Source organism: Microbispora sp. H11081 (assembly GCF_012999535.1).
GTDB lineage: Bacteria > Actinomycetota > Actinomycetes > Streptosporangiales > Streptosporangiaceae > Microbispora.
This window is the reverse complement of record NZ_JABBWV010000001.1, coordinates 1127168-1151718: the sequence shown is the minus strand read 5'-3', so window position 1 is coordinate 1151718 and position 24551 is coordinate 1127168. Positions and strand designations below refer to the sequence as shown.

Annotated in this window: 17 protein-coding genes; 7 read left to right on the top strand and 10 right to left on the bottom strand. The window is 72.2% G+C overall.

The genetic code is table 11. The features are described 5' to 3' along the window. The first annotated feature begins 6 nt into the window (after window positions 1-6). The 5 genes from HHX31_RS04940 (at window position 7) to HHX31_RS04920 (ending at window position 7274) form a co-directional block, all read left to right on the top strand. Window positions 7-1629 (top strand): thiamine pyrophosphate-binding protein, encoded by a 1623-nt coding sequence (locus HHX31_RS04940; RefSeq protein WP_169945351.1) that lies wholly within the window; start codon window positions 7-9, stop codon window positions 1627-1629. Between the two features lie 390 nt (window positions 1630-2019). Beyond that, complete coding sequence (locus tag HHX31_RS04935) at window positions 2020-2526, top strand: hypothetical protein (RefSeq protein WP_169945350.1); 507 nt, start codon at window positions 2020-2022, stop codon at window positions 2524-2526. A gap of 224 nt (window positions 2527-2750) precedes the next feature. Beyond that, a complete protein-coding gene (locus HHX31_RS04930; protein WP_169945348.1) occupies window positions 2751-3749 on the top strand; it encodes an RNA polymerase subunit sigma-70 in 999 nt (332 codons plus the stop codon). A gap of 272 nt (window positions 3750-4021) precedes the next feature. Beyond that, window positions 4022-4477: a DUF6069 family protein gene (locus HHX31_RS04925; RefSeq protein ID WP_169945347.1), complete on the top strand. Its 456-nt coding sequence runs from the start codon at window positions 4022-4024 to the stop codon at window positions 4475-4477. Window positions 4478-5114: 637 nt separating this feature from the next. Then, window positions 5115-7274: a vWA domain-containing protein gene (locus tag HHX31_RS04920; protein WP_169945345.1), complete on the top strand. Its 2160-nt coding sequence runs from the start codon at window positions 5115-5117 to the stop codon at window positions 7272-7274. Between the two features lie 201 nt (window positions 7275-7475). Here the strand turns inward: HHX31_RS04920 and HHX31_RS04915 are convergent, their stop codons facing one another. Then, complete coding sequence (locus tag HHX31_RS04915; protein WP_169945343.1) at window positions 7476-8456, bottom strand: ferritin family protein; 981 nt, start codon at window positions 8454-8456, stop codon at window positions 7476-7478. A gap of 289 nt (window positions 8457-8745) precedes the next feature. On the opposite strand from HHX31_RS04915, the gene HHX31_RS04910 reads away from it, so the two are divergent. Further along, complete coding sequence (locus HHX31_RS04910) at window positions 8746-11052, top strand: heavy metal translocating P-type ATPase (protein WP_169945341.1); 2307 nt, start codon at window positions 8746-8748, stop codon at window positions 11050-11052. 104 nt (window positions 11053-11156) lie between these two features. On the opposite strand, the gene HHX31_RS33535 is transcribed toward HHX31_RS04910, so the two are convergent. From HHX31_RS33535 to HHX31_RS04890, 3 genes are all read right to left on the bottom strand, one after another. Continuing rightward, window positions 11157-12371 (bottom strand): GNAT family N-acetyltransferase, encoded by a 1215-nt coding sequence (locus tag HHX31_RS33535; RefSeq protein WP_211589201.1) that lies wholly within the window; start codon window positions 12369-12371, stop codon window positions 11157-11159. A gap of 63 nt (window positions 12372-12434) precedes the next feature. Then, the gene (locus HHX31_RS04895; protein WP_283244366.1) at window positions 12435-13535 is read right to left on the bottom strand and encodes a GTP-binding protein; all 1101 of its coding nucleotides are present in this window, start codon (window positions 13533-13535) and stop codon (window positions 12435-12437) included. Between the two features lie 316 nt (window positions 13536-13851). Further along, the gene (locus HHX31_RS04890; RefSeq protein WP_169945337.1) at window positions 13852-14241 is read right to left on the bottom strand and encodes a helix-turn-helix transcriptional regulator; all 390 of its coding nucleotides are present in this window, start codon (window positions 14239-14241) and stop codon (window positions 13852-13854) included. A 50-nt stretch (window positions 14242-14291) separates the two neighbouring features. Here HHX31_RS04890 and pepN point away from each other — a divergent pair, with 50 nt between their 5' ends. Further along, complete coding sequence (gene pepN, locus HHX31_RS04885; protein WP_169945636.1) at window positions 14292-16820, top strand: aminopeptidase N; 2529 nt, start codon at window positions 14292-14294, stop codon at window positions 16818-16820. Here the strand turns inward: pepN and HHX31_RS04880 are convergent. From HHX31_RS04880 to HHX31_RS04855, 6 genes are read right to left on the bottom strand one after another with little or no spacing between them, the layout of a single operon-like run. Continuing rightward, on the bottom strand, window positions 16797-18200 hold the full coding sequence (locus HHX31_RS04880; protein ID WP_169945336.1) for a hypothetical protein: 1404 nt from the start codon (window positions 18198-18200) through the stop codon (window positions 16797-16799). The genes pepN and HHX31_RS04880 overlap by 24 nt on opposite strands. Then, window positions 18197-19420 (bottom strand): NAD(P)/FAD-dependent oxidoreductase, encoded by a 1224-nt coding sequence (locus HHX31_RS04875; protein WP_169945334.1) that lies wholly within the window; start codon window positions 19418-19420, stop codon window positions 18197-18199. The genes HHX31_RS04880 and HHX31_RS04875 overlap by 4 nt, the downstream gene beginning before the upstream one ends. 15 nt (window positions 19421-19435) lie before the next feature. Further along, the gene (locus tag HHX31_RS04870) at window positions 19436-20776 is read right to left on the bottom strand and encodes a metallopeptidase TldD-related protein (protein WP_169945332.1); all 1341 of its coding nucleotides are present in this window, start codon (window positions 20774-20776) and stop codon (window positions 19436-19438) included. Further along, on the bottom strand, window positions 20760-22139 hold the full coding sequence (locus HHX31_RS04865; RefSeq protein ID WP_169945331.1) for a TldD/PmbA family protein: 1380 nt from the start codon (window positions 22137-22139) through the stop codon (window positions 20760-20762). Before HHX31_RS04865 ends, HHX31_RS04870 begins: the two co-directional genes overlap by 17 nt. Further along, window positions 22130-23047: a methyltransferase domain-containing protein gene (locus HHX31_RS35525; RefSeq protein WP_169945329.1), complete on the bottom strand. Its 918-nt coding sequence runs from the start codon at window positions 23045-23047 to the stop codon at window positions 22130-22132. Before HHX31_RS35525 ends, HHX31_RS04865 begins: the two co-directional genes overlap by 10 nt. Further along, window positions 23002-24522 (bottom strand): radical SAM/SPASM domain-containing protein, encoded by a 1521-nt coding sequence (locus HHX31_RS04855; protein ID WP_169945327.1) that lies wholly within the window; start codon window positions 24520-24522, stop codon window positions 23002-23004. The genes HHX31_RS35525 and HHX31_RS04855 overlap by 46 nt, the downstream gene beginning before the upstream one ends. Window positions 24523-24551: the final 29 nt, after the last annotated feature.

Genomic DNA, 24551 nt, shown 5'->3' with positions numbered 1-24551 from the left:
GGTTCGATGAAGGTCCACGGCGTCGTCGCGAGGACTCTGCGCCAGCTCGGCACGGACACGGTGTTCGGCCTGATGGGCGACGCCAACATGCGCTTCCTCATCGACTTCGCCGAAAGGGAGGGCGGACGCTACATCAGCGCCGTGGACGAGGGCGCCGCGGTCAGCATGGCCGACGGCTACTCCCGGGTGGGGAACCGGCTCGGCGTCGCGTCGGTCACCCACGGACCGGGCGTGGCCAACACCGTCACGGCGCTCACCGAGGCCGTGCGCGCGTCGAGCACGATGATCGTCGTGACCGGCGACACCCCCTCGCGCCCCGGCCACCTGCAACGGTTCGACCTGCGCGCCGTGGCCGGGCTGACCGGGGCCGGCTACCACCGGGTGCTGCGGCCCGAGGACGTCGCCGACGACGTCGCGGCGGTGATCCGGCGCGTCCTCGCCACCCGGCGGCCCGTGCTGCTCGACGTCCCCGTCGACCTGCACCACGCCGACGTACCCGAACCGCATCCCGCCGGGCCCGCCCGCACCGGGCACGCCTTCGCCCCCGACCCGGACGAGCTCGACCAGGCACTGGGAGTGATCGCCGGCTCCCGGCGGCCGGTCGTGCTCGCCGGGCGGGGCGCGGCACTGGCCGGGGCACGGGACGACCTCGTCGAGCTCGCCGACCTGATCGGCGCGCCGCTGGCCACCACGCTGCTCGCCAAGGATCTCTTCCGCGGTCATCCGTACGACCTCGGAGTGGCCGGGACTCTCGGCACGGAGCTCTCGACCGGCACGATCCTCGCCGCGGACTGCGTGGTCGCGTTCGGGGCCGAGTTGAACAGATACACCACCGCCGAGGACTCGCTCCTCAGGGACAAGGCGGTGGTGCGGATCGACATCGACCCCGAACGCCTCAGCCGGGGCGGGCCCGCGCACACGGGAGTGCTCGGCGACGCCGGCGTCACCGCCCGCGCCATGACCGAGCAGCTCCGCGACGCCGGGCTCCGCCCCGGCTCCTTCCGCGGCGCGGAGCTCGCCGCCGCCCTCGCCGCCCACGACCCGCGCGCGGAGTTCGCCGACCGCGGCGGCCCGGCGACGCTCGACCTCCGGAGCGCCATGATCCGGCTGGACGAGCTGCTGCCCGCCGAACGCGCGGTGGTCACCGACACCGGGCGGTTCGTCTACGCGCCCTGGCGGTACCTGCACGTGCCCGAGCCCACGGCCTTCGCGCACACGCTGAACTTCGCCTCGATCGGCCTGGGCATCGCGACCGCGATCGGCGCGGCGGCGGTGGCGCCGGAACGCCTCACCGTAGCCGTCGTCGGGGACGGCGGCGGCATGATGGGGATGGCCGAGCTGATCACCGCCGTCCGCTGGAAACTGCCCATCGTCGTGGTCGTCTGCAACGACGGCGCGTACGGCATGGAGTATCACCACCTGGAGAAGGCGGGCGTGGACCCGGCGCCCTCGCTCCTCCACTGGCCGGACTTCGCCCCCGTCGCCAGGGCGTACGGCGCCGAGGCGGTCACGGTGCGCACAATGGACGAGCTGGAGGCCGCGGTCAAGCGACTGGACGCGACGTCCGGCGTCCCCTTCGTAATCGAGATCAAGGCCGACCCCTCAGTCGACGTAGGCGAAACCTCCTAACCCCCACCCCCCACATGCCGTGATCTTGTAGTTTGTCGCACGAAAGCCTTTTGACCTGCGGTTTTCACCGCCGTGATCATGCACTTTTCGGCTTCCCGCCCGCCCGACCAGGCCGAACACTCTTCGTGATCATGCAATTGCGAGATCACGAAGGATGAAGCGACTGGCCACAGCCCTCATCGCCGGATAACTGCATGATCACCAAGACAAGGTGACCAGGTGGCAGGGGGTCCGTGCGACAAACTACAAGATCACCCCCATTTTGGGGTGGGGGTGGGGGGTTGATTCCCTCCCTGGTTGAGACACCTTCTACCGAGGGCATGGACAGCAACCCCGGGCACCTCACGCACCATTGGTCGCACTCCCACTACTCACGGTAATCTGCCGACCATGACAACGATCAATCGGGGGACGCTCCTTGAGCTGGTCCGCAACCGCCCCCTGCTCGCGGCCGAACTCCTCGGGGACGCCTTGGCCGCCGACGAGGACGAGCCGCTCGGCGGAGGAGCGCTCCTGCGGCGACTCCCTCGACCGGAACTCATGAGCACGGACGAGCCCGCCCTCGCCGCCCGCTACCGCGAGATCGTGGCCGACGCGCGCAGGGCCCGCGCGCATCACACGGAAGCCGCGTTGGAGGGGTTGATCGCGTTCCTGCGTGCCCGCGTCGACGAGGGCTTGGACCAGGCGCACAAGACCGCCGAGGCCGGGGAGCCCGACTGGCGCCAAGCGGAGCGCGACCTGGCCGCGAAGCGGAACCGTGTGGATTACCTCGAATCCGTGCTCGTCAACGAGCTCTACCTGGCGCTCGAAGAACATGCCCAGGCAGAGCACCTGCTGAAACTGGAAGCATCCGCGTACAGCTGGCACGCCGACTACCAGGACGACTGGCGCCCGTAGACGACGGCCGATTTCCCGTCTCACCCACCGCCGGGGAGCGCTTCGACGACCTCGCGGCCGCGGCGACCCGGAACGCCGCGTGTGGGGGTCACACCGCGCCACCGGCTGATCATCATCCCCGCCCACATCACCCGGCACAGCCGCTACCGGCCGCCGGTGATGAGTTGCGCGGTCCCCGTCCGTCACATCTACGACGGAACACGACGAGGCGGAAGGATGACGTGATGAGTGCGGACACACGGCTGGAAGGGCTGGGCGTGAGCCGTCTGGGCGAGGTCGACGAGCCGGCGTTCTCGGGGCTGGCGGAGCGGCACCGGCGGGAGCTGCACGTGCACTGCTACCGGATGCTCGGGTCGTTCGAGGACGCCGAGGACACCGTGCAGGAGACGTTCCTGCGTGCCTGGCGGCGGCGGGAGACCTTCGAGGGGCGGTCGACGTTCCGGGCCTGGCTCTACCGGATCGCCACCAACGCCTGCCTGGACCTGCTCGCCAAGTGCCGCCCGGAGCCCGCGACCGGCGGCGAGGTGCCGTGGCTGCAGCCGTACCCGGACCGGCTGCTCGACGAGCTGCCCGCGGGCGACGCGGACGAGCCGGAGACCGTCGCCGTCGCGCGGGAGACCATCGAGCTGGCATACCTGGTCGCGGTCCAGCACCTCGCGCCGCGCCCCCGGGCGGTGCTGATCCTGCGGGACGTGCTCGGCTGGCCGGCCAAGGAGGTCGCCGAACTCCTCGGTGACTCCGTACATTCCGTGAACAGCGCGCTGCAGCGGGCCCGGGCCGGCATGCGGGAGCACCTGCCCGCCGAGAGGCAGGACTGGACGGGCGGCGAGGAGGACGCGGGGACGCGCGAACTGGTGCGCCGCTACACCGACGCCTGCGTGGCCACGGACATCGACGGGCTCGCCGCACTGCTGCGGGACGACGTCCGCTGCTCGATGCCGCCCACGCCGGGCCTGTACGTCGGCCGCGAAGCTGTGGTGAACGACTGGATCGAGAGCGGGTTCGAGGGCATGAAGCACCTGCGCGCCGTCCTCACTTCCGTGAACCGGCAGCCCGCCGCCGCCTTCTACCACTGGCGGAAGCAGGAAGGCGCGTACCTGCCGCTGACGATCGACGTGCTGCGCGTCACCGGCGGGGCGATCACCGAGATCATCACGTTCCACGACGACCGGTTCCCGCGGCTCGGGCTGCCGGAGCGCCTGCCGGCGGAGGGCACGGAGTAGTCCCGGTGCGGACCCTCGGGCTACGCGGTGGCGCGCGTGTCGCGGTGGTCGCGACCGAGTGGTGCGACGCGTTCGGCGTCGTCACCCGCGGGCGGGTGCGGCTGAAGCCGCGGGACCGCGAGCCCGGTCCCGCCCACGGACGCGACGCCGGTCCTGGCTCCGCGGCACCGGCGTCCGCGCCCTGCGCAACCCCGGCCGTCGTACGGCGAGGGTGCGCATCGTCACGCCTGTCACCACACCCCTGCGCCCATCACCGATCGATGGAGGATGACATGAACAGTACGGATGACACCGGGGTCGTCGCAGGCCCGGCGGGCGGTCGGCCCGGCGGCGCCCACCGGCTCGTCGGGCTCGCCGGCATCGGCCTGGTCGCCACGCTCGCATCGATGGCGGCCACCACGCTCGCCGCCGCCCTCGCCCAGGCCCTCGGCGTCGACTTCGAGGTCTTCGACGGTGACGAGACGATCCCGTTGCCCGGGTTCACCGTGGTGACCGGCTTCTTCTCGGTCGTGGGCGTCGTCATCGCCGTCGCTCTTCTTCGGTGGAGCGCTCGCCCCGCCGAGCGGTTCGTGTGGACGGCCATAGCGCTGACCGTGATCTCGTTGGTCCCGCCCTTCCTCTTCGGGGCGAACGCCGGGACCACCACGGCCCTCATCGGGTTGCACCTGGTACCCGCCGCGGTGATGATCCCCATCCTGGCGCGGGGCCTCCGCGCCAGGACCGGCTGACGGTGCCGCGAGGGGACAACTCGCGATTAGGGACGCTCGTTCCAGACTTTTCGTGGCAATTCGACCGCATTCCTCCCTTGTCGCGGCGGCGTGAGCCCGGCCCTTCTCAGGGCCGGGCTCAAGTACGTTCCAGTACGCGCACTCGGGTGGGCCCGGACGGGCTCGGCACAACCGATCACCTCCAGCCGTGAGCGTGCCGCATGCCCACGGGAACGCCGCGGAAACGACAATCCAGACGGCCTTTACAACAGAAAACGGCCGCTCCTTTTGACCGACAAATCGGCAATCGCGCCTTTTATCGGGCATATCCGAGAAAGATTCGCCACTCGCGTACACCTCCCCCATCGGCCAGAAGTGGCCGACTGTGGCCAGCCAGGAACTTGCCGTAAGCGGCCTATTTACATCTATTCATTGACCGGTCACGATATGACCGTGGCAACACCCCCTCGTTGATCAGTGACTGATGTAGAAAACGTCATCGCCGCTGCCAAACGATTCGATTCGCTATCCACTCGCGCCGACACGTGAGGAGAGAGAAAAGTCCCGGGGAGTGGTGTGCCCATAGGAATTCCGCACGGCAAGAAATCCCGAATTCGATGTGGCCTTACGCCACACCGGAAGGAATGACACCGTGAGAATGACGCGAAGTTTACGGGTCGCCGCATGCCTTTCCGCGGCCGGTGCGATGCTGGTGGCCGGGGTGGGCACGGCGTCCGCCGCGCCCGGGGTGACCCCGGCCGACGTGACGCTGAAACTGGCTCCGGGCGGATCGACGACGATCGCCAAGACCGTGTCCACTCCGGCGATCCCGCCCAAGCCGGATATCGCTTTCCTGATCGACACGACAGGGAGCATGGGCGGGGTCATCGCGAACGTCCGGACCAATGCGAACACCATCCTGTCCAACGTCGCTTCGGCGCAGCCGGACGCGCAGTTCGCGGTCGCCGAGTACAAGGACGCAGCGGACGCGACCCCGTTCAGGGTGGCGCAGGACCTCACCGCGAACCAGGCCGACGTCACCAACGGTCTCAACTCGCTGGCGGCGACGGGCGGCGGCGACTTCCCCGAGGACGGCATCAACGGACTGTTCCAGGTCGCGTCAGGGGCTGTCGGCTTCCGGCCGAACAGCTCCCGGATCGTGTTGCTGATCGGGGACGCGCCCAGCCACGACCCCAGCAACAGCCATACGCTGGCCAACGCGATCAGCGCCCTGCAGGCGGCCGGCATCACCGTGCTCGCGTTCGACCTCGCGGGGCTGGACTCGACCGGGCAGGCGACGGCGATCACCGAAGCCACGGGCGGACGGCTGTTCTCCGGCCTCAACGCCTCGGAGGTCAGCGACACCATCCTCGCGGCCCTGCGCAACCTGCCGGTCACGGTCACCCACAAGCTGCGCGACTGCGACCCGAAGCTGACGGTCTCCCTGACCCCGGGCAGCCGTGAGGTGACCAGCGGCGACGACGCCACCTTCACAGAGACCGTCTCCGTCGACGCGGGGGCCGCACCGGGCAGCACCCTCACCTGCAAGGTGGACTTCCTGCTCAACGACGTCCTGTCCCCCGGCTTCACCGAGACGATCACAGAGCACGTTCCGAAGGTGACCCCCTCGATCTCCACGACGCCGTCGGGCGAGGCGCCCGCGGGCGGGGACGTCTCGGACACGGCGACCCTGTCCGGTGGCTACCACCCCACGGGCACCGTCACGTTCCAGCTGTTCGGGCCGGGTGACACCGATTGCGAGACGCCCATCGCGACCCGCACGGGAACGGTGTCGGGCAGTGGCACGGCCGCGTCGGGCAACGTCGCCGCGGGCGGGGTGGGCACCTACCGGTGGGTGGCCTCCTACAGCGGCGACGACGCCAACAACCCGGTCACGTCGCCGTGCGGCGATGAAGAGGTGAAGGTCGTCAAGGCCACCCCGGGTATCACCACCACCCCGTCCGGGTCCGTGCCTGCCGGTGGCGCCGTGTCCGACGCCGCCGCCGTCTCCGGCGGGTTCCATCCCACCGGCAGCGTCAAGTTCCAGCTGTACGGCCCCGGCGACACCGACTGTAGGACGCCGATCGCCACGCGCACCGGCACGCTGTCCGACAGCGGCGCCGCCGCGTCCGGCGACGTGACCATCGGCGCGGCCGGCGTCTACCGGTGGACCGCCACCTACAGCGGCGACGACGACAACAACTCGGTCACCTCACCGTGCAGCGAGGAACAGGTCACCGTCACGCCGCAGCGGCTGACCGGCCGGGCCTACGGCCTGACCGCCAGCGCCTCCCTCGCCGGCCTCCAACTGGTCAACATCGCACGCACCCCGGACACCGGCCCCGTCTCCACCACGTCGACCGGCACCACCTCGGTGCCCTGCACCGCCACTCTCAGCGGACTGATCAGCGCGCACGCCCTGTGCGCCAAGGTCGCCACCACCGAGTTCCCCGGCAAATCCGTGGCCACCGCCTCCATCGACGACACCACCATCGGCATCACCGGCATCCCGGTGATCACCGTCAAGACCATCAAGTCCAGTTCGACCACCACCTGCGCCGGCTCCACCGGTGCCACCACCATCGCCTCCCTCAAGGTCGGCAACACGGTGGTCATCTCGGAGCCCACCACCATCCAGCCCAACACCACGGTCAACGTCGGCGTCGTCAAGCTCGTCCTCAACGAGCAGATCGCCTTCACCACACCCGACAAGGGCCTGACCGTCAACGCCGTCCACGTCAAGGTCGACGCCCTCGGCCTGGCCAAGACCGACGTCGTCCTGGCCTCGGCGGAAAGCGACATCGGCAACTGTCCGTAATCCCCTAAGGCCGGGCGGATCCACGATGGCTCCGCCCGGCCCTAAGCCCGACCGAAGCCCGGCCATGGCCGGGCTTCGGCGCGCCTTTTCGTTTCCGTCTCCGCCGCCGAGGCCGACGTACGGTCTCTTACGGCTGTCGCGTAGCGATGCCCTTTACGACGTAGATTTCAATCGGCGGAGCGAGGGTGCACGAAGAGAGCGTCAGCTCGACGCGGGGCATCGCTTCCCGAGCTTGGACACCTCGCCGGAGAAGGCCTTCGCGTGCTTCAGCTCGTCTTTCCCGGTGTCGTCGAGCACCTTGGCCACCTCCTTGTCACCGGCCGCCGACGCCTGGCGGGCGTAGTCGGGGTACATCCGCTTGCCCTCGCGCGTCTCCCCCTTGATCGTCGCGCACAGGTTCGTCCCGGTGTCGCGGACGGCGCCGGCGAGGTTGGCGTGCTCGGCGAAATGCTCGGTGCGCTCGACTGCGGCGGTGCGGTGGAAGAGTCTGGCGAGCCTGGGCTGCCCGGTCTCCCGTGCCCGGTCTCCGTAGAGGGTGTACTTGGCGTACGCGAACGCCTCGCCCTTCATCGCCGCCCGGAGGTTCTTCAAGGTCCTCGGGCTGGAGACCTTGGGCGGGCCGGCCTCGATCTTCACCGGCTTGGCCCGTACGTCGGTCGGGATCTTCTCCCCTGACGACGGGTCGGTGATGGCCTTCTGCGCCTGGAGGAACTTCTCCCGGTGCTTGGCCTCGTCCTTGCCCACCTCGGAGAAGAGCCTGGCGGCCTCCTTCTCGCCGTCCGCCCTGGCCTGCTCGGCGAACTTCCGGTACATCTTCGTCGCCTCGTAGGTCTCGCCGTCTATGCTGTCGCGCAGGTTCGCCGCGTTGTCGCCGACCAGGCCGATCGCCTTCGCCTGCTCCGTGAGGTGTTCGCGTAACTCGGTGTGCGCGGTGCGCCGGTACAACTCCGCGACGTCGGGGAGGTTCTCCCTGTCGGCCTGCTTCGCGTAGGCGCGGTAGGTGACGTTCGCCAGCGCCTCGCCCTTCATCGACTTGGTGACGTTGGCACGCGTGGACGGATCGACGTCGTCCGAGCGCGGAGCGGACGCCGCCATCGCGCTCCCCGCTCCCGCGGCCAGAAGGACGACCGTGCCCGCGGCCGTGAGACAGGTTTTCCAGTAGACGAGACCTCGGGTTTCCATGTGACCCCCCGATGTGTGCGGTCCGGCACGAGCAGGGCGGCGCCCCTGGGCAGCCGCCGACGCCGGTACGGAACCTCCCCTGACCGTGGTGGTACCCCGACACGCCGCCCGAACCCCTGGACCGCCCGGCGGCGAGCGGCGTCGGCGGTCGCAGGTAAACAGAGTGAACAGGTCATATCGCGGCCGTGCAGCGACCATCAGGGGGCCGTTCGGCACTATCGGCCGGCCCGGCGGGGGTTGTCGTATGGAGGGCGGAACGCTCATGGTCCGTCCCGTGTGGAGGCTCGACATGCCGCGTCCTCTCAGTGCCGTAAGTGATCGGCGGCGCGAACTGATGCTCCTGGCGGCGACCGGGGCCGCGCTGGCCGGCGGCGGCGCGGCCTGGCTGGCCGGGGCCCCGGATGTCGCCGACGGGTTCTGGATGGCGGGGACCGCGATCGCCGTCGTGCCCTCGGTGGTGTGGGTGGTCGCGGCCCTGCGGAAGGGGCGGGCGGGCGTCGACCTGATCGCGGCGCTGGCGCTGGCCGGGACCCTGGCGGTCGGGGAGTACCTGGCCGGGGCCCTGGTCGCGTTGATGCTGGCCACCGGGCGGGCGCTGGACGCGGCGGCGGAGCGCCGGGCGTCGCGTGACCTGCGGGCGCTGCTGGAGCGCGCGCCGCGCTCCGCCCGTCGCCGTATCGGTGACGACGTGGCCGTCGTCCCCCTGCGGGACGTACGGGTGGGGGACGTGGTGGTGGTCGGCACGGGCGAGGTGGTGCCGGTGGACGGCCGGGTCACGGCCGGGCCGGCGCTGCTGGACGAGGCCGCGCTCACCGGGGAGTCCGCCCTGGTCGAACGGGACACCGGCGAGGCGGTCCGCAGCGGGGTGGTCAACGCCGGCGGCGCGGTCGACATCGAGGCGACAGCGCTCGCCGAGGACAGCACCTACGCGCGGATCGTCCGGCTGGCCGAGCAGGCGGGCGCGCGGCGGGCGCCGGTGGTGCGACTGGCCGAGCGGTACGCCGCCTGGTTCCTGCCGCTGTCGCTGGGGGTCGCCGGGGCCGCGTGGTGGCTCGGCGGGTCCGCGGTGCGGGCGGTGGCGGTTCTGGTGGTGGCGACCCCGTGCCCGCTGCTGCTGGCCGCGCCGGTCGCGATCGTGTCGGGGTTGTCGCGGGCGGCCCGCCGGGGCGTCATCGTCCGGGACGGTGGGGCGCTGGAGCGGCTGGGGCGGGCCCGCACGCTCCTGCTGGACAAAACAGGCACCCTCACGACGGGCCGTCCGCGGGTTCTGCAGGTCGTCGCCGCTCCCGGCCGTACGCCGTCGGAGGTGCTGCGGCTGGCGGCGTCGCTCGACCAGATGTCCCCTCACGTGCTCGCCGAGGCGATCGTCGCGGAGGCGCGGGCCCGCGGGCTGGCGCTGCGAGCGCCCCAGGAGGTCACCGAGGAACCCGGCCGCGGAGTGGCCGGCACGGTGGACGGGCGGCGGGTGACCGTGGGCAAGACGCCGATACCGCTCGACGCCCGTCCCGGCTGGGCACGCGCGGCCGACAACCGGGCCGCCCTGGACGGCGCCGCCGTCGCCTGGCTCACCGTCGACGGCGCGTTGCGCGGTGCGATCCTGCTGCTCGACCCGTTGCGCCACGACGCTCCCCGCACGCTGCGGCGGTTGCGTTCCGCGGGAATCACCCGACTGCTGATGCTGACCGGCGACCGCGCCGAGCCCGCCAGGGAGGTGGCCGCGGTGGTCGGGCTGGACGAGGTGCGGGCCGAGCAGTCGCCCGTCGACAAGGTCGCCGCGGTCAGGGAGGAGGCCGCGCGGGCGGTCACGGTCATGGTCGGCGACGGGATTAACGACGCCCCGGCGCTGGCGGCGGCCGACGTCGGGGTGGCGATGGGAGCGCGCGGGTCCACCGCCTCCTCGGAGGCCGCCGACGTGGTGCTGGTCAGCGACCGGGTCGACCGGCTCGCCGACGCCATGGAGATCGCGGTGCGCACCCGGCGGATCGCCGTGCAGTCGGCCGTCGGCGGCATGGCCATGTCGCTGGCGGCGATGGTGGCCGCGCTGCTCGGCCGGCTCCCGCCCGCGGCCGGGGCGCTGCTGCAGGAGGGGATCGACGTGGTGGTCATCCTCAACGCGTTGCGTGCCGTGCTCCCCCGGCGCGGCGCCGGGCCGGTGCTGGAGCCGGCCACCGAGGACCTGATCCGCCGCTTCGCCGCCGAGCACGACGATCTCGCCGACGTGCTGGACGCCGTACGCGATGCCGCGGGCCTGCTGGCCGCAGGGGACGGGCCGCGGGTGCTGGGCGCCGTGCGGGAGGTCGACCGGTTGCTGACCGAGCGCCTGCTGCCACATGAGTACGCCGAGGAGCACGAACTCTATCCCGCGCTGGCCGGTCCCCTCGGCGGAGGAGAGGCCACCGCGACCATGAGCAGGGCCCACAGCGAGATCGATCGCCTGGCCCGCCGGATCGGCACGCATGTGAGAGTCGCCGACGCCGACGGCCAACTGCGGCCCGAGCAACTGGAGGATCTGCGCGCCTGTCTGTACGGGCTGCACTCGGTGCTGCGACTGCACTTCGTCCAGGAAGAGGAGAACTACTTCTCCCTCGCCCCCTGAACTCCGGCGCCACGTCCCGCGCGAGCGACAGCACTGTCGTGCGAGCACAGGCCGGACGTCGATCCAGACAACCCGATTTCGGCCCGCATGCACGCCGCGGGGAGTCAGATGGCGGTGCTGCGGCGTTCGATCATGAGGACGTCGCGCCAGACGCCGTGATGACGGCCGATGCGCTCCCGGGTCCCGAGGACGCGGAAGCCGGCCGCCTGGTGCAGGGCGAGGCTGGCGGTGTTCTCGGGGAACACGCCGGATTGGATGGTCCAGACGCCGGCGTCCTCGCTGGCGGCGACGAAGGCGTTCAGAAGGGCACGGCCCAGGCCCCGGGAGCCGTAATCGGGGTGGACGTAGATGCTGTGCTCGACGACGCCGGCGTAGACGGGACGGGCGGAGACGCGGGAGGCGGCCACCCAGGCGACCACCCGGTCCGTACGGGTGTCGGCGACGACGTAGCGCAGGTGGCCGAGGCGGGCGGAACTGAACGTCTCCCACGCCGGGGCGGTGGTCTCGAAGCTGGCGTGGCCGGTGTCGAGGCCGAGTTGGTAGACCTCCAGGACCTGGGCGGCGTCCGCGTCCCGCATGGGACGGATCTCGAAGCCGGGGGCGACGGAAGGCTTGCCGGCCTTGACGATGGCGGAGTGGACGCCGTCGCCGTGGTCGGTGGTCGGGGTGATGGTGACGCCGGTGAAGCCGGCGTTCGTGAGCAGAGTGCGGTATTCGCCGACGGTCAGCGATCCCGCCGTGCAACCGATGCGGGTCTCCGTGCGGCGGCGCCGGTCCTGATCCGTGACGCCGTCCTCGGTGACGACGTCGCTGACGCCGAACCGGCCGCCGGGGCGCAGGACCCGGAACGCCTCCGCCAGGGTGGCGGCCTTGTCGTCGGACAGGTTGATGACGCAGTTGGAGATGACCACGTCGACCGTACGGCCGGGCAGCGGGATGCGCTCGATGGTGCCGTGCAGGAACTCGGTGTTGGTCACACCGGCCTGTGCGGCGTTGTCGCGGGCGAGTTTCAGCATGTCGGGGCTGGCGTCGAGGCCGTAGACCCTGCCGGTGGGGCCGACGCGGCGGGCGGACAGCAGGACGTCGATCCCGCCGCCGGAGCCGAGGTCGAGCACGACGTCGCCCTCGTGCAGGTCGGCGACGGCGACGGGGTCGCCGCAGCCCAGGCTGGCGCGCAGGGCGCCGTCGGGCAGGGCGGTGTCGTCGTCGTAGCCGGCGGCGCCGGCGCAGCCCTCGCCGAAGGAGGCGTGGGCGGGCCGGCCGGTCATCGCGTTCCTGGCGAACCTGGAGTAGCGGTCGACGATCTCCTCGTGAGCCACGGCGGCCTCCTTCACGGGCGGACGGGTGCGGCGGCGAGCCCAGGTCGCCCCCGCGACTTCACCTCATCCTGCCGTGGCGGGGATCCGGTAGGTGGGACGCGGGTAGCCGGGTTTGAAGGACGGCACGCCGGCGCTCTGCACGGCCGATGTGCCGGTGGCGGCGCACACCGCCTTCACCGCCTCGGCCACCGCGGCGTCGAGTTCGGCGGGCTCGCACGCGACGCGGGCGTTGAGCCGCGCCCGCGCCTCGGTGAACGTCCTGCCCGCGACGGCGTCCACGGTCGGCTCGGCGCCGCCCGCGGTCACGCTCACCTTGCTCAGCTCGCCGGCGGACTCGAGGCTGACCTTCACGTGGCCGATCAGCCAGCCGTTGCCGGCGGCGGTCGCGGACAGGTGCTCCAGCAGCGCACGGGCCCAGGTGTCCGGGTCGAAGCCCTCCGCCGCCGTCACGTCCAGGCTGAGGTTCAGCCACGCCAGCGCGGCCTCGGCGTTGGCGTAGCGGTCGTAGTCGATGTCGAGGCCGCGCCCGGCGGGCTCCGCGCCCAGCCACAGGGACACCAGCCGGTCCAGCCCTTCGCCGGTTTTCGCCGAGTAGCCGACCACGGTGGCCGTGGGGTACCGCTCGCGCAGATCCGCGGTGACGGCGGCAGCCTCCGCCGCGCCGAGCAGATCGATCTTGTTGAGCGCGATCACGTCGGCTTCCTGTAACTGCTTGCCGAACAGGTAGGACATGTCCGACTCCGCGTCGTCCAGCGGCAGCGACGTACGAAGGGCGGCGAGCCTGTCCGGCTCGACGACGACCAGGAGGGGGGCGGGCCTGAAACGTTCGCCGTAGTGAGCGCTGAGCGGCCGGATGACGGTGGCCTGCAGATCGGTGCAACTGCCCACCGCCTCGGCGAGCAGCGTGTCGACGTGGTGGCCGTCGACCAGGCGCTGCGCGACGGTCAGCAGGTCCTCGAACCGGCAGCAGAAACAGCCGCCCGTGACCTCGCCGGCCTCCGCGATCTCGGACCTGGCGAGCTGGGTGTCCACCAGTTCCGTGCCCTGGTCGTTGGTGATGACCGCGACCCTGCGGCCCTGCGACTGGAGATGTTTCGCGATCGCGACCAGAGTGGTGGTCTTGCCCGCCCCGAGAAAACCGCTCAAGGTCATGAAGGTGATCAACCGGCGTTCGCCTCACTTCTGGTAACGGTGCTCCGTACAGATATCGCCGCATGGCACGGCATGAGTGAGTATTCGCGTCACAGGGTCTCGAAGTGGTGTCGGTGATCCGCCATCCGCAGCCAGCTAACAACCTCTGTTCCCCGAGGTCAAGATCCTTGACGCCAGGCAACAAATGATTAACAATGCCGCGAGATCGCACCAAAAAGGGGTATTGATGACAATCAATATAGATGCTACAATTAACACGAATCTATTCGTGCCTGAAATCAATCGTGCGTCATTTCCGTAATGACGGCAGCGGCGCCCGCCGGATCGCCTATCGCGCGACGGCGGAAGGCAGGGCGATGATGCCCGTCAGTGCGGTGAGCGCCTCGGGCACGACCCGGTAGTAGACCCACGTGCCCCGTCGGGTCGACGTGACGAGCCCGGCGTCCCGGAGAACCCTGAGGTGATGGCTGATGGTCGGCTGGGTGAGGTCGAACGCCCCGACGAGGTCGCACACGCACGCCTCGCCGTCGAGGTGAGAGGCGACGAGCGAGAGCAGCCGCAGCCGTACGGGGTCGCCGAGCGCCTTGAAGCCCGCGGCGAGCGCGATGCTCTGCTCCCTGGTCAACGGCTCCGTCACCCGCGCAGGGCGCGGCACGCCGGGCTCGACCGCGGGAAGGTTCTCATGCGGCAGCAGCACGGGCTCGGCGTGCTCGGCCATGGCGATCGGGTCCTCTCCCTAAGCGCCCCGGGCGTGGATCACCCGGCCGCATCACCCACGAGTCTAGACAACCCTTCCGCGCAGGAGGTCTCGTCATTCCGCGTCCCCCGCTGACCCACGCCGAGGCGAAGGAGCGCGGCGCCCTGCTGCGCGTGCGGTCGTACGACCTGCACGTCGATCTGAGCCGGACCGGGGAGCCGGTGTTCCGCTCCAGGAGCACGATCCGCTTCACCTGCGCCCGGCCGGGCGCCTCAAGCTGGGCGGACGCGCTGCCGAGACGGGTGCGTTCCGCCGTGCTCAACGGCCGGCCGGTCGAGTACGACGGCGCGGGACGGATCCTCCTGCCCGGCCTGGCGGCCCGCAACGAGCTGACCGTGGAAGCGGACTACGACTTCTCCACCGGCGGCGAGGGCCTGCACCGGTACACGGACCCGGCCGATCGGCAGGTGTACGTCTACAGCCACCTGCAGCCCGGCCACGCCCCCCGGGTGTTCGCCTGCTTCGACCAGCCCGACCTCAAGGCGCCCTTCACGATCAGCGTGACCGCTCCGGACGGATGGACCGCGGTGTCCAACGCCCCGCTCGGCGACCCGCCCGCGACCGGCGTCCACAGGTTCGCGCCCACCCCGCCGATCAGCACGTACGTGGTGGCCGTGGCGGCGGGCCCGTGGGCGTCGTGGACGGCGGACCCGGAAGGCGCCGTGCCCCTGGGGGTGCACGCCCGGCGTTCCCTGGCGGCGCACGTCGACCCGGCCGTGCTGCTGGAGCGGCTCGGGGCGGGGGTGGCGTTCTTCGCCGAGGCGTTCGCGACGCCCTATCCGTTCCGGAAGCTCGACCTGTGCTTCGTCCCCGAGTTCAACTTCGGCGCCATGGAGAACGCCGCCTGCGTGTTCGCCGCGGAGACGTTCGTGTTCGACCGGGCGGTGACCAGGTACGCGCACCGCCGCAGGGACGAGATGATCTTTCACGAGATCTCCCACCAGTGGTTCGGCGACCTCGTCACGCTGCGCTGGTGGGACGACCTGTGGCTGAGCGAGGCGTTCGCCACCTGGGCGGGCGTCCACGCGCTGACCCGGCTCACGGGGGACGCCGGCGCCTGGGCCGACTTCGCCGCGGGCAAGAAGGCGCACGCGTACCTGCTCGACCAGTCGCCCTCCACCCACCCGGTCGTGACCGGCGTCCCCGACGTGGACGCGGCCGGGTCGGCCTTCGACGCGCTGACCTATCACAAGGGCGCGAGCGTGCTGCGCCAGCTCGTGGCCCGCCTGGGGCTCGACGGGTTCCTGGACGGCATGCGGCGCTACTTCGCGCACCACTCCTACGGCACGGCCGGCCGTGCGGAGATGCTCGCCGCCCTGGAGAAGGCGGGCGGCGGGGACCTGACCGCCTGGACGGACGCCTGGCTGCTGACGGCCGGGCTCACCGAGGTGCGGGCCGACTTCGACGTCGACGAGACCGGGTGCTTCACGCGCTTCGACCTGCTCCAGGACGGATCGCCCCGGCCGCACCGTCTCGCGGTGGGCGTCTACGCGCATGACCGCAAGGGCGACCTGGTCCTCGTGCGGAGGCACGAACTCGACGCCGACAGCCCCCGTACGAGCGTGGACGCGCTCGTCGGCGGCCGGTCGGGCGCGCTGGTGCTGCCCAACGACGGCGACCTGACGTACTGCCGGATCGTGCTGGACCCGCGCTCGACGGAGGAGGTCGTCCACCGGATCGGCCGGCTGGCCGATCCGATGGCCCGCTCGCTCTGCTGGACGGCGGCCTGGGACATGGTCAGGCACGGGGAGCTGCCGCCGCGACGTTTCCTGACGATGGTCCTCAACGGACTTACGGCGGAGACGCAGATCGGCGTGTTCCAGCGGCTCCTCGTCCGGGCCGCCACCGTGCTCGCGTCCTACACCGAGCAGGGCTGGGCCCGCGCCCACGGCTGGCCCTCGTACGTGGGCCACCTGCTGGACGTCGTCGACACCCCGGACGGCGACGCGGACCAGAGGCTGGCGGCGGCGCGGGCCGTCGCGGACGCGGCGCTGACGCCCGTTCACGTCGGCACGGTGCGCGAGTGGTTCCACGGAGCGGCGCCGTTCGACGTGGACGACGCGTCGCGCCGCAGGCTCGCCCGGTGCCTGGTCGCGCACGGCGAGCCCCTGGAGGACGTCATGGGCGCCTTCACCGCCGTGGGAGACCGGCTCGCCGAGGGGCTCAGGGCGTCGGCGCCCACCGCGGCGGCCAAGGAGCAGGCGTGGACGACCATGCTGGGCAGCGAGAGCGTCGCGCGGGTGCGCGCGCTGGCCGAGGGCTTCGCCCACCCCGCGCATCATCACCTGCTCGCGCCGTTCGCGGGGCGTTACGCGCGGGACGTCCCCCCGCTGCTGGCCGCCGCGGGAGACCGGGAACCTGCCCGTACGATCGCCGTCCGGTTGTTCCCCTCCTGGGCGGTCTCACGACACACGCTGACAGTGATCGACCGCCTGATCGACCGTCTGCCGTCCGACGACCGGTTCGTCAGGCTGACCGGCGCCGCCAGGGCCGAGCTCGCCCTCGCCGTGGACCTGTCAGAGCGGGACGCCGCCGGGTGACAGCCATTCCTCCGCGCCGCCACCCTCGGCGAACCCGCGGAAGACCTCCCGCATGGCCGGCCCGGCGTCCCGGCCCGCGTACCACCGCTCCCCCGCCCGCCCGGCCAGGTGGTCCCACAGCGTCTCGCGCAGCATGAACGCCTGGTGATACACCAGCGGGTAGCAGGGCTTGCCCTCCAGGTACGTCTGCATCCGGTCCCACGCGGCGCCCCGGTCCACCGCGACGCCGAACTCCCGCTCGTACGAGCGCACGTACTCGGCGGCCGGGTCCGGGTGGCCGTCGTGCACGGCCATCTCGTAGCAGAGGCTGGTCGCCACCAGGCGCCGGACGTGCTCGCGCGCGAAGGCCAGGCGCTCCACGGACTCGGCGTCCACCGTGACGCCGAGGTGGCGCCGCTGCCAGTCCGGCCGCCTGACGACCCGTTCCAGGGTGAAGCCGAACGCCTCGGTCAGCGCCGGGTGCGTGCGCCACAGGTCGGCGGGGTGCCGGGTGCCCGCGGTGAAGTGCAGCGCGTGCCCGAACTCGTGCAGCAGCGTGGCGTAGTGCCCCAGCGTCGTGCCCGGGGTGGTGGACACCCGCACGTCGACCGGCGGCGCGACAGGCGAGCAGAACGCCGTGCCCGACTTGCCGGGCCGTGCGACGTCGTCGACGAGGACGCGTTCGAGGCATCGGCCGAAACCCCACTGGCGCACGGTGGAGCGGACGCTCTCGAGCGCGCCGCGGGCGCCCTCGGGCAGTACGGCGCGTGCGGCGACCTGGCGGGCGTCCCCCATGGACGGCGTGGAGATCGCGTCGCGTGCCCGCCAGTCGTCCCATCGCCTGAGGAACCCGGCCCGCGTGGCGTCCAGCCAGTCGCGGGCGTGGGCCACGAACCGGTCCACCTCCGGGTGCAGCGCCCGCACCAGCGCGGCGTGTGCCGGGAATCCCAGCTCGGCCCGCGCCTCGGCGTACGCGTCGAGCCAGCGCCGCCGGCCCTCGCGCAGCCGCTCGCCGACGTCCGCCAGGGCGGCCAGGACCTCGGCGCGCCGCCGGTCGTCGGTGACGGTCCGCGAGAGGGCGACCAGCTCACCGTGGGTGAGCGTCCTGCCGCAGGCGTCGGCGGTGACGGTGCGCTGCAGCGACCGCAGCCGCGCGGTCGCCTCCGTCAGCCGGACGCGGAAGTACCACAGGACCAGTTCCCCCGCGTAGTGCAGGTCGCCGTGCTCCAGCGCCAGATGCACGAGCCCGCCGCCGGTCAGCCAGGTGAGGCCGCCCTCCGGCGGCGCCGGGTGGTCCTCGCTCTGCCCCGTCGCGGCGAGCCAGCGGGCATGGGCGACCCGGGCCTGCAGCGCCACGAGATCCTCGGCGTGCCCGGCCAGGTAGCCGGGAACGGTGGTCACGGCGGGTCCACGGAGGCCGCCGGGGGCAGGCCGAGCACCTCCGAGGCGCCGTCGGCGACCCGCTGCCAGAAGTCGCGCCGGTCCGCCGGGAGCCCGGCGAACAGTTCGGAGCAGCGGCGGGTCATCTCCAGCGCCAGCCCGGGATGGGCGAGCACGCCGCGGATCCAGGCGAGCTGGCCGGGCTCCGGCGGGTCGATGCGCAGCCCCGCGAGACCCGCGCGGACCTTGCCCCCGACGCGCTCGTCCAGGGTGGCCGCGTAACTCTCCCTGGCCTGCGGCGTGTCGCCGTCCATCGCGAGTGGCGCGGTGGCGGCGAGCGCCTCCGCCGCCGCGCAGCCGTCGGTGATGCCCGCGCCGAACAGCGGGTCCTTGTGGCAGTAGGCGTCGCCCGCCAGCCGCCAGCCCGGCCCCGCGGGCTCGCGGTGGAAGTTCCGCAGGCTCTTCGACGCGTACACGGGCGAGACCCGCCGTGCCGTGCGCAACCGGTCCGCCATCGCGGGGATCGACCGGAGCAGGCGCTCGTACCCCTCGTCTCCCCGCAGGGCGGCGTACTCCCCCATGGGCGCCGACAACATGATCACCCACCGCCCGCCGTCGCACGGGCCGACCTGGAGCACGTGGCCGTCGTCGTGCCACAGTTCGAGCGCGGGCGCCGGCAGGGGGACGACGTCCTCCCAGTAGGCGTGGAACGTGCAGCGCATGGCTCCGGCGTCGAAGGTCGTGGCCGCGCCGGCCTGACGGGCGATCGCGGATCCCCGCCCGTCCGCGCCCACGACGATCCTGGCCTTCTCCGACCACCCCGCGCCCTCGATCCCGATGACCTGGTCACCGTCCCAGCGCAGGGACCCCACCGGGCTGCGTTCCCTGATCTCGGCCCCGTGCCTGCTCGCGGCGCGCAGCAGGACCCCGCTGAGGGTCTCGCGGCGTACGCACAGGTTGTAGTGGTACGGCGAGCGGGGCAGCATGGGCGCGCCGTAGTACCCGCCCTCGACCTCCAGGTGCCAGCGCCGCAGCGGTGGCGCGCCGGTGGCGAGGACCTCGTCCAGCACGCCGAGCCTGTCCAGGAAGGACAGCGTCGTGGGGCCGAAGAAGTGGGTGGAGACGGCCGGGGCGGGCAGCCTGGTGCGGTCGCACACCAGGACCCGCAGACCCTCCCGCGCGAGCAGTGCGGCGCTCGCGGCCCCGGTGACGCCGCCGCCCACCACGATCACGTCATACATCGGCCGCTCCTCGCGTCATGTCCCACCGGCCAGCACGAACGGCAGGCGGCCCGACCAGACCCTGCTGACGGCCCACCTGCGGTCGCTGACCGCGCGGAAGCGGCGGCCGAGCACCTCACGCAGGTCCAGGGCGATCGGCCGCTGCCGGAGTATCCCGGCCACCCGTCCGTCCCTGATCAGGAACCCGAGCCGCAGCCTGCCCTCGACGACCGGCGAGAGGCCGGCGCGCTGGTGCCCGCCCATCAGCGACTCGACGAGCACCCCCTCGCGGACGCCGGCCAGCAGGTCGTCGAACGACCCGGCGTCGGCCGGTGCGGCCGACAGCGTCGCGCCGTTGAGCACCGGCGTGGCGGGCTTGAGCACCGTGCGGCGCAGCGCGTTGCCGCGGAACCCGTGCCCGGTGGGCGCCGTCCCGCACGCGGCCGCCGTACGGACGCTGTGGTACGCCCGGACGGGGACGCCCCGCTCGACCAGCGTGAGGGGCGCGCACGGCACGCCGTCGTCGTCGCTGCCCGGCCAGGCCAGCCCTCCGGTGCCTTCCTCGTCCGGCGCGGCCGGGTCCGAGGGATGGTCGCGCAGGCCGATCGACGGGTGCAGGAACGGCTCGCCCAGACGCCCGGCGACGAACGAGCGGCCCGCGGTGACGGCGGTGCCGTTCAGCGCGGTGACCAGCGGGGTGAGCAGGGTGTGCACCGCGGACGGCGCGAGCAGCACGTCGTGGTCGCCGGAGGGCGCGTCGGCGGCGGGCAGCCCGTCCCAGCCCGCCGCGGCCTCCAGCCACGCGGAGAGCGCGGCGGGCAGTTCCGGAGTCCGGGTCCAGCCGGTCCAGGGCAGCTGGACGGCCGACCCCTCCGCCAGCGCGGCGACGTGGAAGAACCGGTCCGAAGTCGTGGTCCGCCCGTCAGGGGCCGCGCGGTGCACCGCCTGCCGCGTCCGGGTCACCGTGCCGTGCACGGTCAGCCCGGCCGAGCGCTGCAGCGCGCCCAGCCGCTCGGCCAGGAGCCGTACGGACCGGCTGCCCTCGTCCGCGGCGGGCCTCTCGGCGGGCCCGGCGGCGGCGGCCCCGCCGACGACCGGGCCGGGTGACGCGGGGGGCCCGTGAGCCGCGTTCCGCACGGCCTCGCCGACCAGGCCGCGGACGTCGTCGAGGCACGTCGTGGTGGCCGTGCCCACCCGCCCGTGGCGGTGCACCCGCAGGCACAGCGCCGTCTCGTGCGCGGACCTGACCAGATCGGGCACGCCAGAGCCGACCTCCACCACGGTGTCGTCGCGTTCGACGGCCAGGATCTCCCAGTGGTCGGCGCGGGCCGCGGCCTCCGCTCCGACCTTGTCCAGCCGGTCAGCCAGAGGTGACACGTACGCCTCGCAATCGCAGCATGGGGGCCCAGGAGCTGACCGGCAGCGCGTTCTGGCCCTGCTTGCCGCAGCTCGCCGAGGTGTCGCCGCGCCACTGCTCACGGCCGATCGCGTCGATGGCCGCGAAGGCGCCGAGCACGTCACCGGACAGCACGACGCCTCTGACCCGTCCGCGGACCTCGCCGTCGCGGATCTCCCGGCACTCCGCCGGCAGGAAGGTGAATCCGGCGCGGTCGGTCTGCCCGCCGAGCACGCCGCGGGCCAGCAGCCCGCGCGCCACGCCGCCGATCATCTCCTCCTCGGACGCGGCGCCGGGGGCGATCGCGATCGTCCGCAGCCTGGGCAGCGGCGGGTGGCGGAAACTCAGGGCTCTGGCGTTGCCTGTGGGGTCCTCACGGAAGGCCGCCGCGGTGGAGCGGTCGTGCAGCCGGGGCCGGGAGACGACACCGTCGCGCAGCAGTTCCACCGCGGACCCCGCCGTGCCCTCGTCGTCCACCGGCACGAATCCCCGCGCGCCGGGACGTCCGGGGTGATCGGTGATCGTCAGCATGGACGGGCCGAGACGGCGCCCGGGGGCCAGAGACCGTTGCAGCGCCGCGTCCCCGAGGTGGTGGTCGGCCTCGGCGAGATGCCCGATCGTCTCGTGGGCCCAGATGCCGGCCAGCGGGCCGTCGCAGACCACGTCGTACTCCCCGGGCGCCACCACGGGGGCGGCGCGCAGGTCCACCGCGGTCGCGACGGCGGCCTCCAGATCCGGGGCCAGGCCCCGCACCACGGAGAAGTCGCCGCCGCTGCCCGCCGACACCGAGCCTGCGGTCCTCGCGGCGCCGCCGTCGGCGTACACGGTGATCTGCAGCGTCAGGTCCCTGCGCCGGTACGCGACGCCGGTCCCCTCGCTGGTGAACAGCTCCACGTCCGCGACCGACTCGCGGTAGTAGACGAGCGCCCCGGTCACGCCGGTGTGCGCGGCCAGCGCCGCCGCGTGGTAGGCGCCGAGCAGCTCCGTCTTCTCCGCCAGGCCGACCGTCTCCGCGAGCTCGCCGGTGTCGCCTGGGCGGTCGTCCAGGTAGGGGCGGTGCGCGGCGAGACGTCCCGCCGCGCACCCCAGTTCGACGGCGTCCCGTGCGGCCCTGCGCAGCACCGGCCCGGCGTCCATGCCGGTGGCCGACGCGAACGCCGACCCCGACCGGCCGATCACTCGGGCACAGCACCCCTCGTCTCGGCTGGTCACGCTGCTTTCCAGGCCGTCGCCGCGCCACACGAGGTCGACGGTCCTGGCCCGTTCGAGACGTACCTCGGCGTAGTCGTCCGCCCGCAGGCCCGCGTCCCGGAAGAGCGCGGGCGAGCCGCCGGTCAGCAGCACGGTTGGGCGGGGCTGTCGTCCCGGTAGGCGAAGATCATGGCACTGGTGACCTGCGCGCCGTCGCGGTAAGGGACGAGCCCGTCGCTGCGCATCTCCACGCTGCCGAAGCCCGCGCCGAGCACCAGGTCCCGGTACTGGCTCTCGGTCATGCCCACCACGCACCGGGCGAAGTCCTCCGCGCCGGCGGACTCGCCGGCCGCCACGTCCGCCGGGGGCGGGCCGTCGTCGGAGTACACGACGTCGGAGATCACCGCCACCCCTCCCGGGCGCAGGACGGCCGCGACCGCGTGGAGCACTTCCTTCTTGTCGGGGAACATGCCGAGGACGCAGTTGCTCATCACCACGTCCACGCTGGCCTCACGCACCGGCGGGCGCCGGATGTCGCCGACCCGCACGTCGATGTTCTTGAGCCCCATCTCCTTGGCCGCGCGCCTGGCCGTCCTGACCATCTGCATCGACGCGTCGACACCGATGACCCGGCCCGTCTCACCCACCCGGCGTGCGGCGATAAGCAGATCCAGCCCGGCGCCGCAGCCGAAGTCCACGACGGTCTGCCCGGGGCGCAGGCCGATCGCGTTCATGGGCGAGCCGCAGCCGCTGGACAGCTCCAGCACCCAGTCGGGGATCTCGGCGAGCTCCTCCGGGGTGTACACCGACGTGGGAGAGCAGCACAGCGTGCTGGTGCCCTGCACCGCCAGCGCGTCGTAGCGCTTCTTGACGTGCGTCTCGACGGGAACGGGACCCTGGCCGGCCGGGGCCGCTTCCGGAGCCGCGCAGCAGCCGGCCGCCTCGTCCGCGGTCGCCGGTGCGCATCCGCAGCCGTCCGGCTCCGCGACGATCGCGGCCGCCGTCCGCGGCCGGATCAGCTCATCCAGGGAAACGAACCCACGCGTGTCATCTGCTCCCACGTTCCCTCTTCTCCTTCCGGTCGGTTCGCGTGCTCCTGCTGCCGGCGCAGCGCCATGGGCAGCAGGTAGGCCAGCTGGGTCTCGACACGCGTCGTGATGCTGGACACCTTGGGGCAGTAGCAGGTGTTGAAGTCGCCGCCGTTGGCCGCCCACGCCTTGATGGGGCAGCCGCCGCCCCCGCAGAACAACTTCACGTTGCAGTCGCGGCACATGGGCACGGTGTCCACGTGGCGGTGCCGCCAGGGGTCCCGGTAGCCGGCCGCGTAGCTGAACTCGGGGTAGAACGTCCCGCAGGCGTGCTGGGGACGGCCCACGGTCTCCGGGCAGCCGTAGATCTTGCCGTTGGGGTCGAAGGCGACGACGCTCGTGCCGGCGCTGCACCCCTGGAGGTTGGGCCGCAGGCGGTCGCCCTCAAGGACGGCCGACCTGATGCGGGCCAGGTCGGGCTGCAGCATGCGGTCCACCAGGGGGTTCTGCTGGACCATGCGCCAGAACGCCTCCTGGAGCCCGGCCTTGACGTCCCCCCTGACCATGCGCTTGCGCTTCTCCTCGGGGTGGTCGGGGGTGACGTACAGGAACGTGGTGGCCTTGGTGAAGCCGTTGAACAGGCGGATCTTCGGGTGGTCGAGCCACCCCTTGGCCTGCGCGAACTCCGCGAAGCGCGGCATGTCGTCCACGCTGTCGTCGTCGATGAGCACCCGGATCAGCACGCGGATCCCGGCGTCCGCGGCCACGTCGATGCTGCGCTCGATGAGCTCGAACGTCGGCTTGCCGTTGCGGAAAACCCGCCGGGTGTCGTGGGTCCGCGGCGTGCCGTCCAGGCTGACCTGGACCTCCTCGCAGCCGTACTCGAGCAGCATCGGCACGTACGCGTCGAGCGCCACGCCGTTGGTGATCGCGGTGACCGGGTAGCCGCGGTCGTAGGAGCCGCGCAGGATCTGCTCGACGGCCCCGCGGTGGTATGGCGTGTCCAGCAGCGGTTCCCCGCCGAACAGGGTGATGTACGGCGGGCCGGAGTTCTGGTGCCTGTCCTGGATCTCGGGGATGGTGTCGAACGCGGCCTCGATCATCTCCTCGTCCATGCGCGGGCTCTTGGTGGTCAGCTCGCCCTCGAAGCAGTAAGGGCACGCCAGGTTGCACACGAACGACGGGATGAACATGAACTGGAACGGCGCTTCCTGGATCGCCTGGAAGTAGCCGTCGACGATGGCGCGGTAACGCGCCTCCTCCTCGACCGGGTCGGTGCAGACGTACCCGCGCTCCAGCAGGCCGGCCACGGCCTCGCGGTCGACGGCGGGGTCTCCCGCGCGGACCCGTTCCAGCACGGCGACCTCTGCGGGGGTGACGATGTCCATCGATCCGGACACCGCGTTGGCGAGGACGCTCACCTTGCCGCTCTCGTCGAGATAGGCCGGGTCCAGGGTGCCCTCGGGGAGCTCCACCGAGAAGGTGACGGTGTTCGGGCTCACAAGCATGGTGTGTCTCCCAGAAACGGTGTCCGTGG

Bases quoted from the DNA above. Each gene is read 5' to 3' on its own strand.
- HHX31_RS04940 (WP_169945351.1), top strand. From the start codon at position 7: ATGAAGGTCCACGGCGTCGTCGCGAGGACTCTGCGCCAGCTCGGCACG.
- HHX31_RS04935 (WP_169945350.1), top strand. From the start codon at position 2,020: ATGACAACGATCAATCGGGGGACGCTCCTTGAGCTGGTCCGCAACCGC.
- HHX31_RS04930 (WP_169945348.1), top strand. From the start codon at position 2,751: ATGAGTGCGGACACACGGCTGGAAGGGCTGGGCGTGAGCCGTCTGGGC.
- HHX31_RS04925 (WP_169945347.1), top strand. From the start codon at position 4,022: ATGAACAGTACGGATGACACCGGGGTCGTCGCAGGCCCGGCGGGCGGT.
- HHX31_RS04920 (WP_169945345.1), top strand. From the start codon at position 5,115: ATGACGCGAAGTTTACGGGTCGCCGCATGCCTTTCCGCGGCCGGTGCG.
- HHX31_RS04915 (WP_169945343.1), bottom strand. From the start codon at position 8,456: ATGGAAACCCGAGGTCTCGTCTACTGGAAAACCTGTCTCACGGCCGCG.
- HHX31_RS04910 (WP_169945341.1), top strand. From the start codon at position 8,746: ATGCCGCGTCCTCTCAGTGCCGTAAGTGATCGGCGGCGCGAACTGATG.
- HHX31_RS04890 (WP_169945337.1), bottom strand. From the start codon at position 14,241: ATGGCCGAGCACGCCGAGCCCGTGCTGCTGCCGCATGAGAACCTTCCC.
- HHX31_RS04875 (WP_169945334.1), bottom strand. From the start codon at position 19,420: ATGTATGACGTGATCGTGGTGGGCGGCGGCGTCACCGGGGCCGCGAGC.
- HHX31_RS04855 (WP_169945327.1), bottom strand. From the start codon at position 24,522: ATGCTTGTGAGCCCGAACACCGTCACCTTCTCGGTGGAGCTCCCCGAG.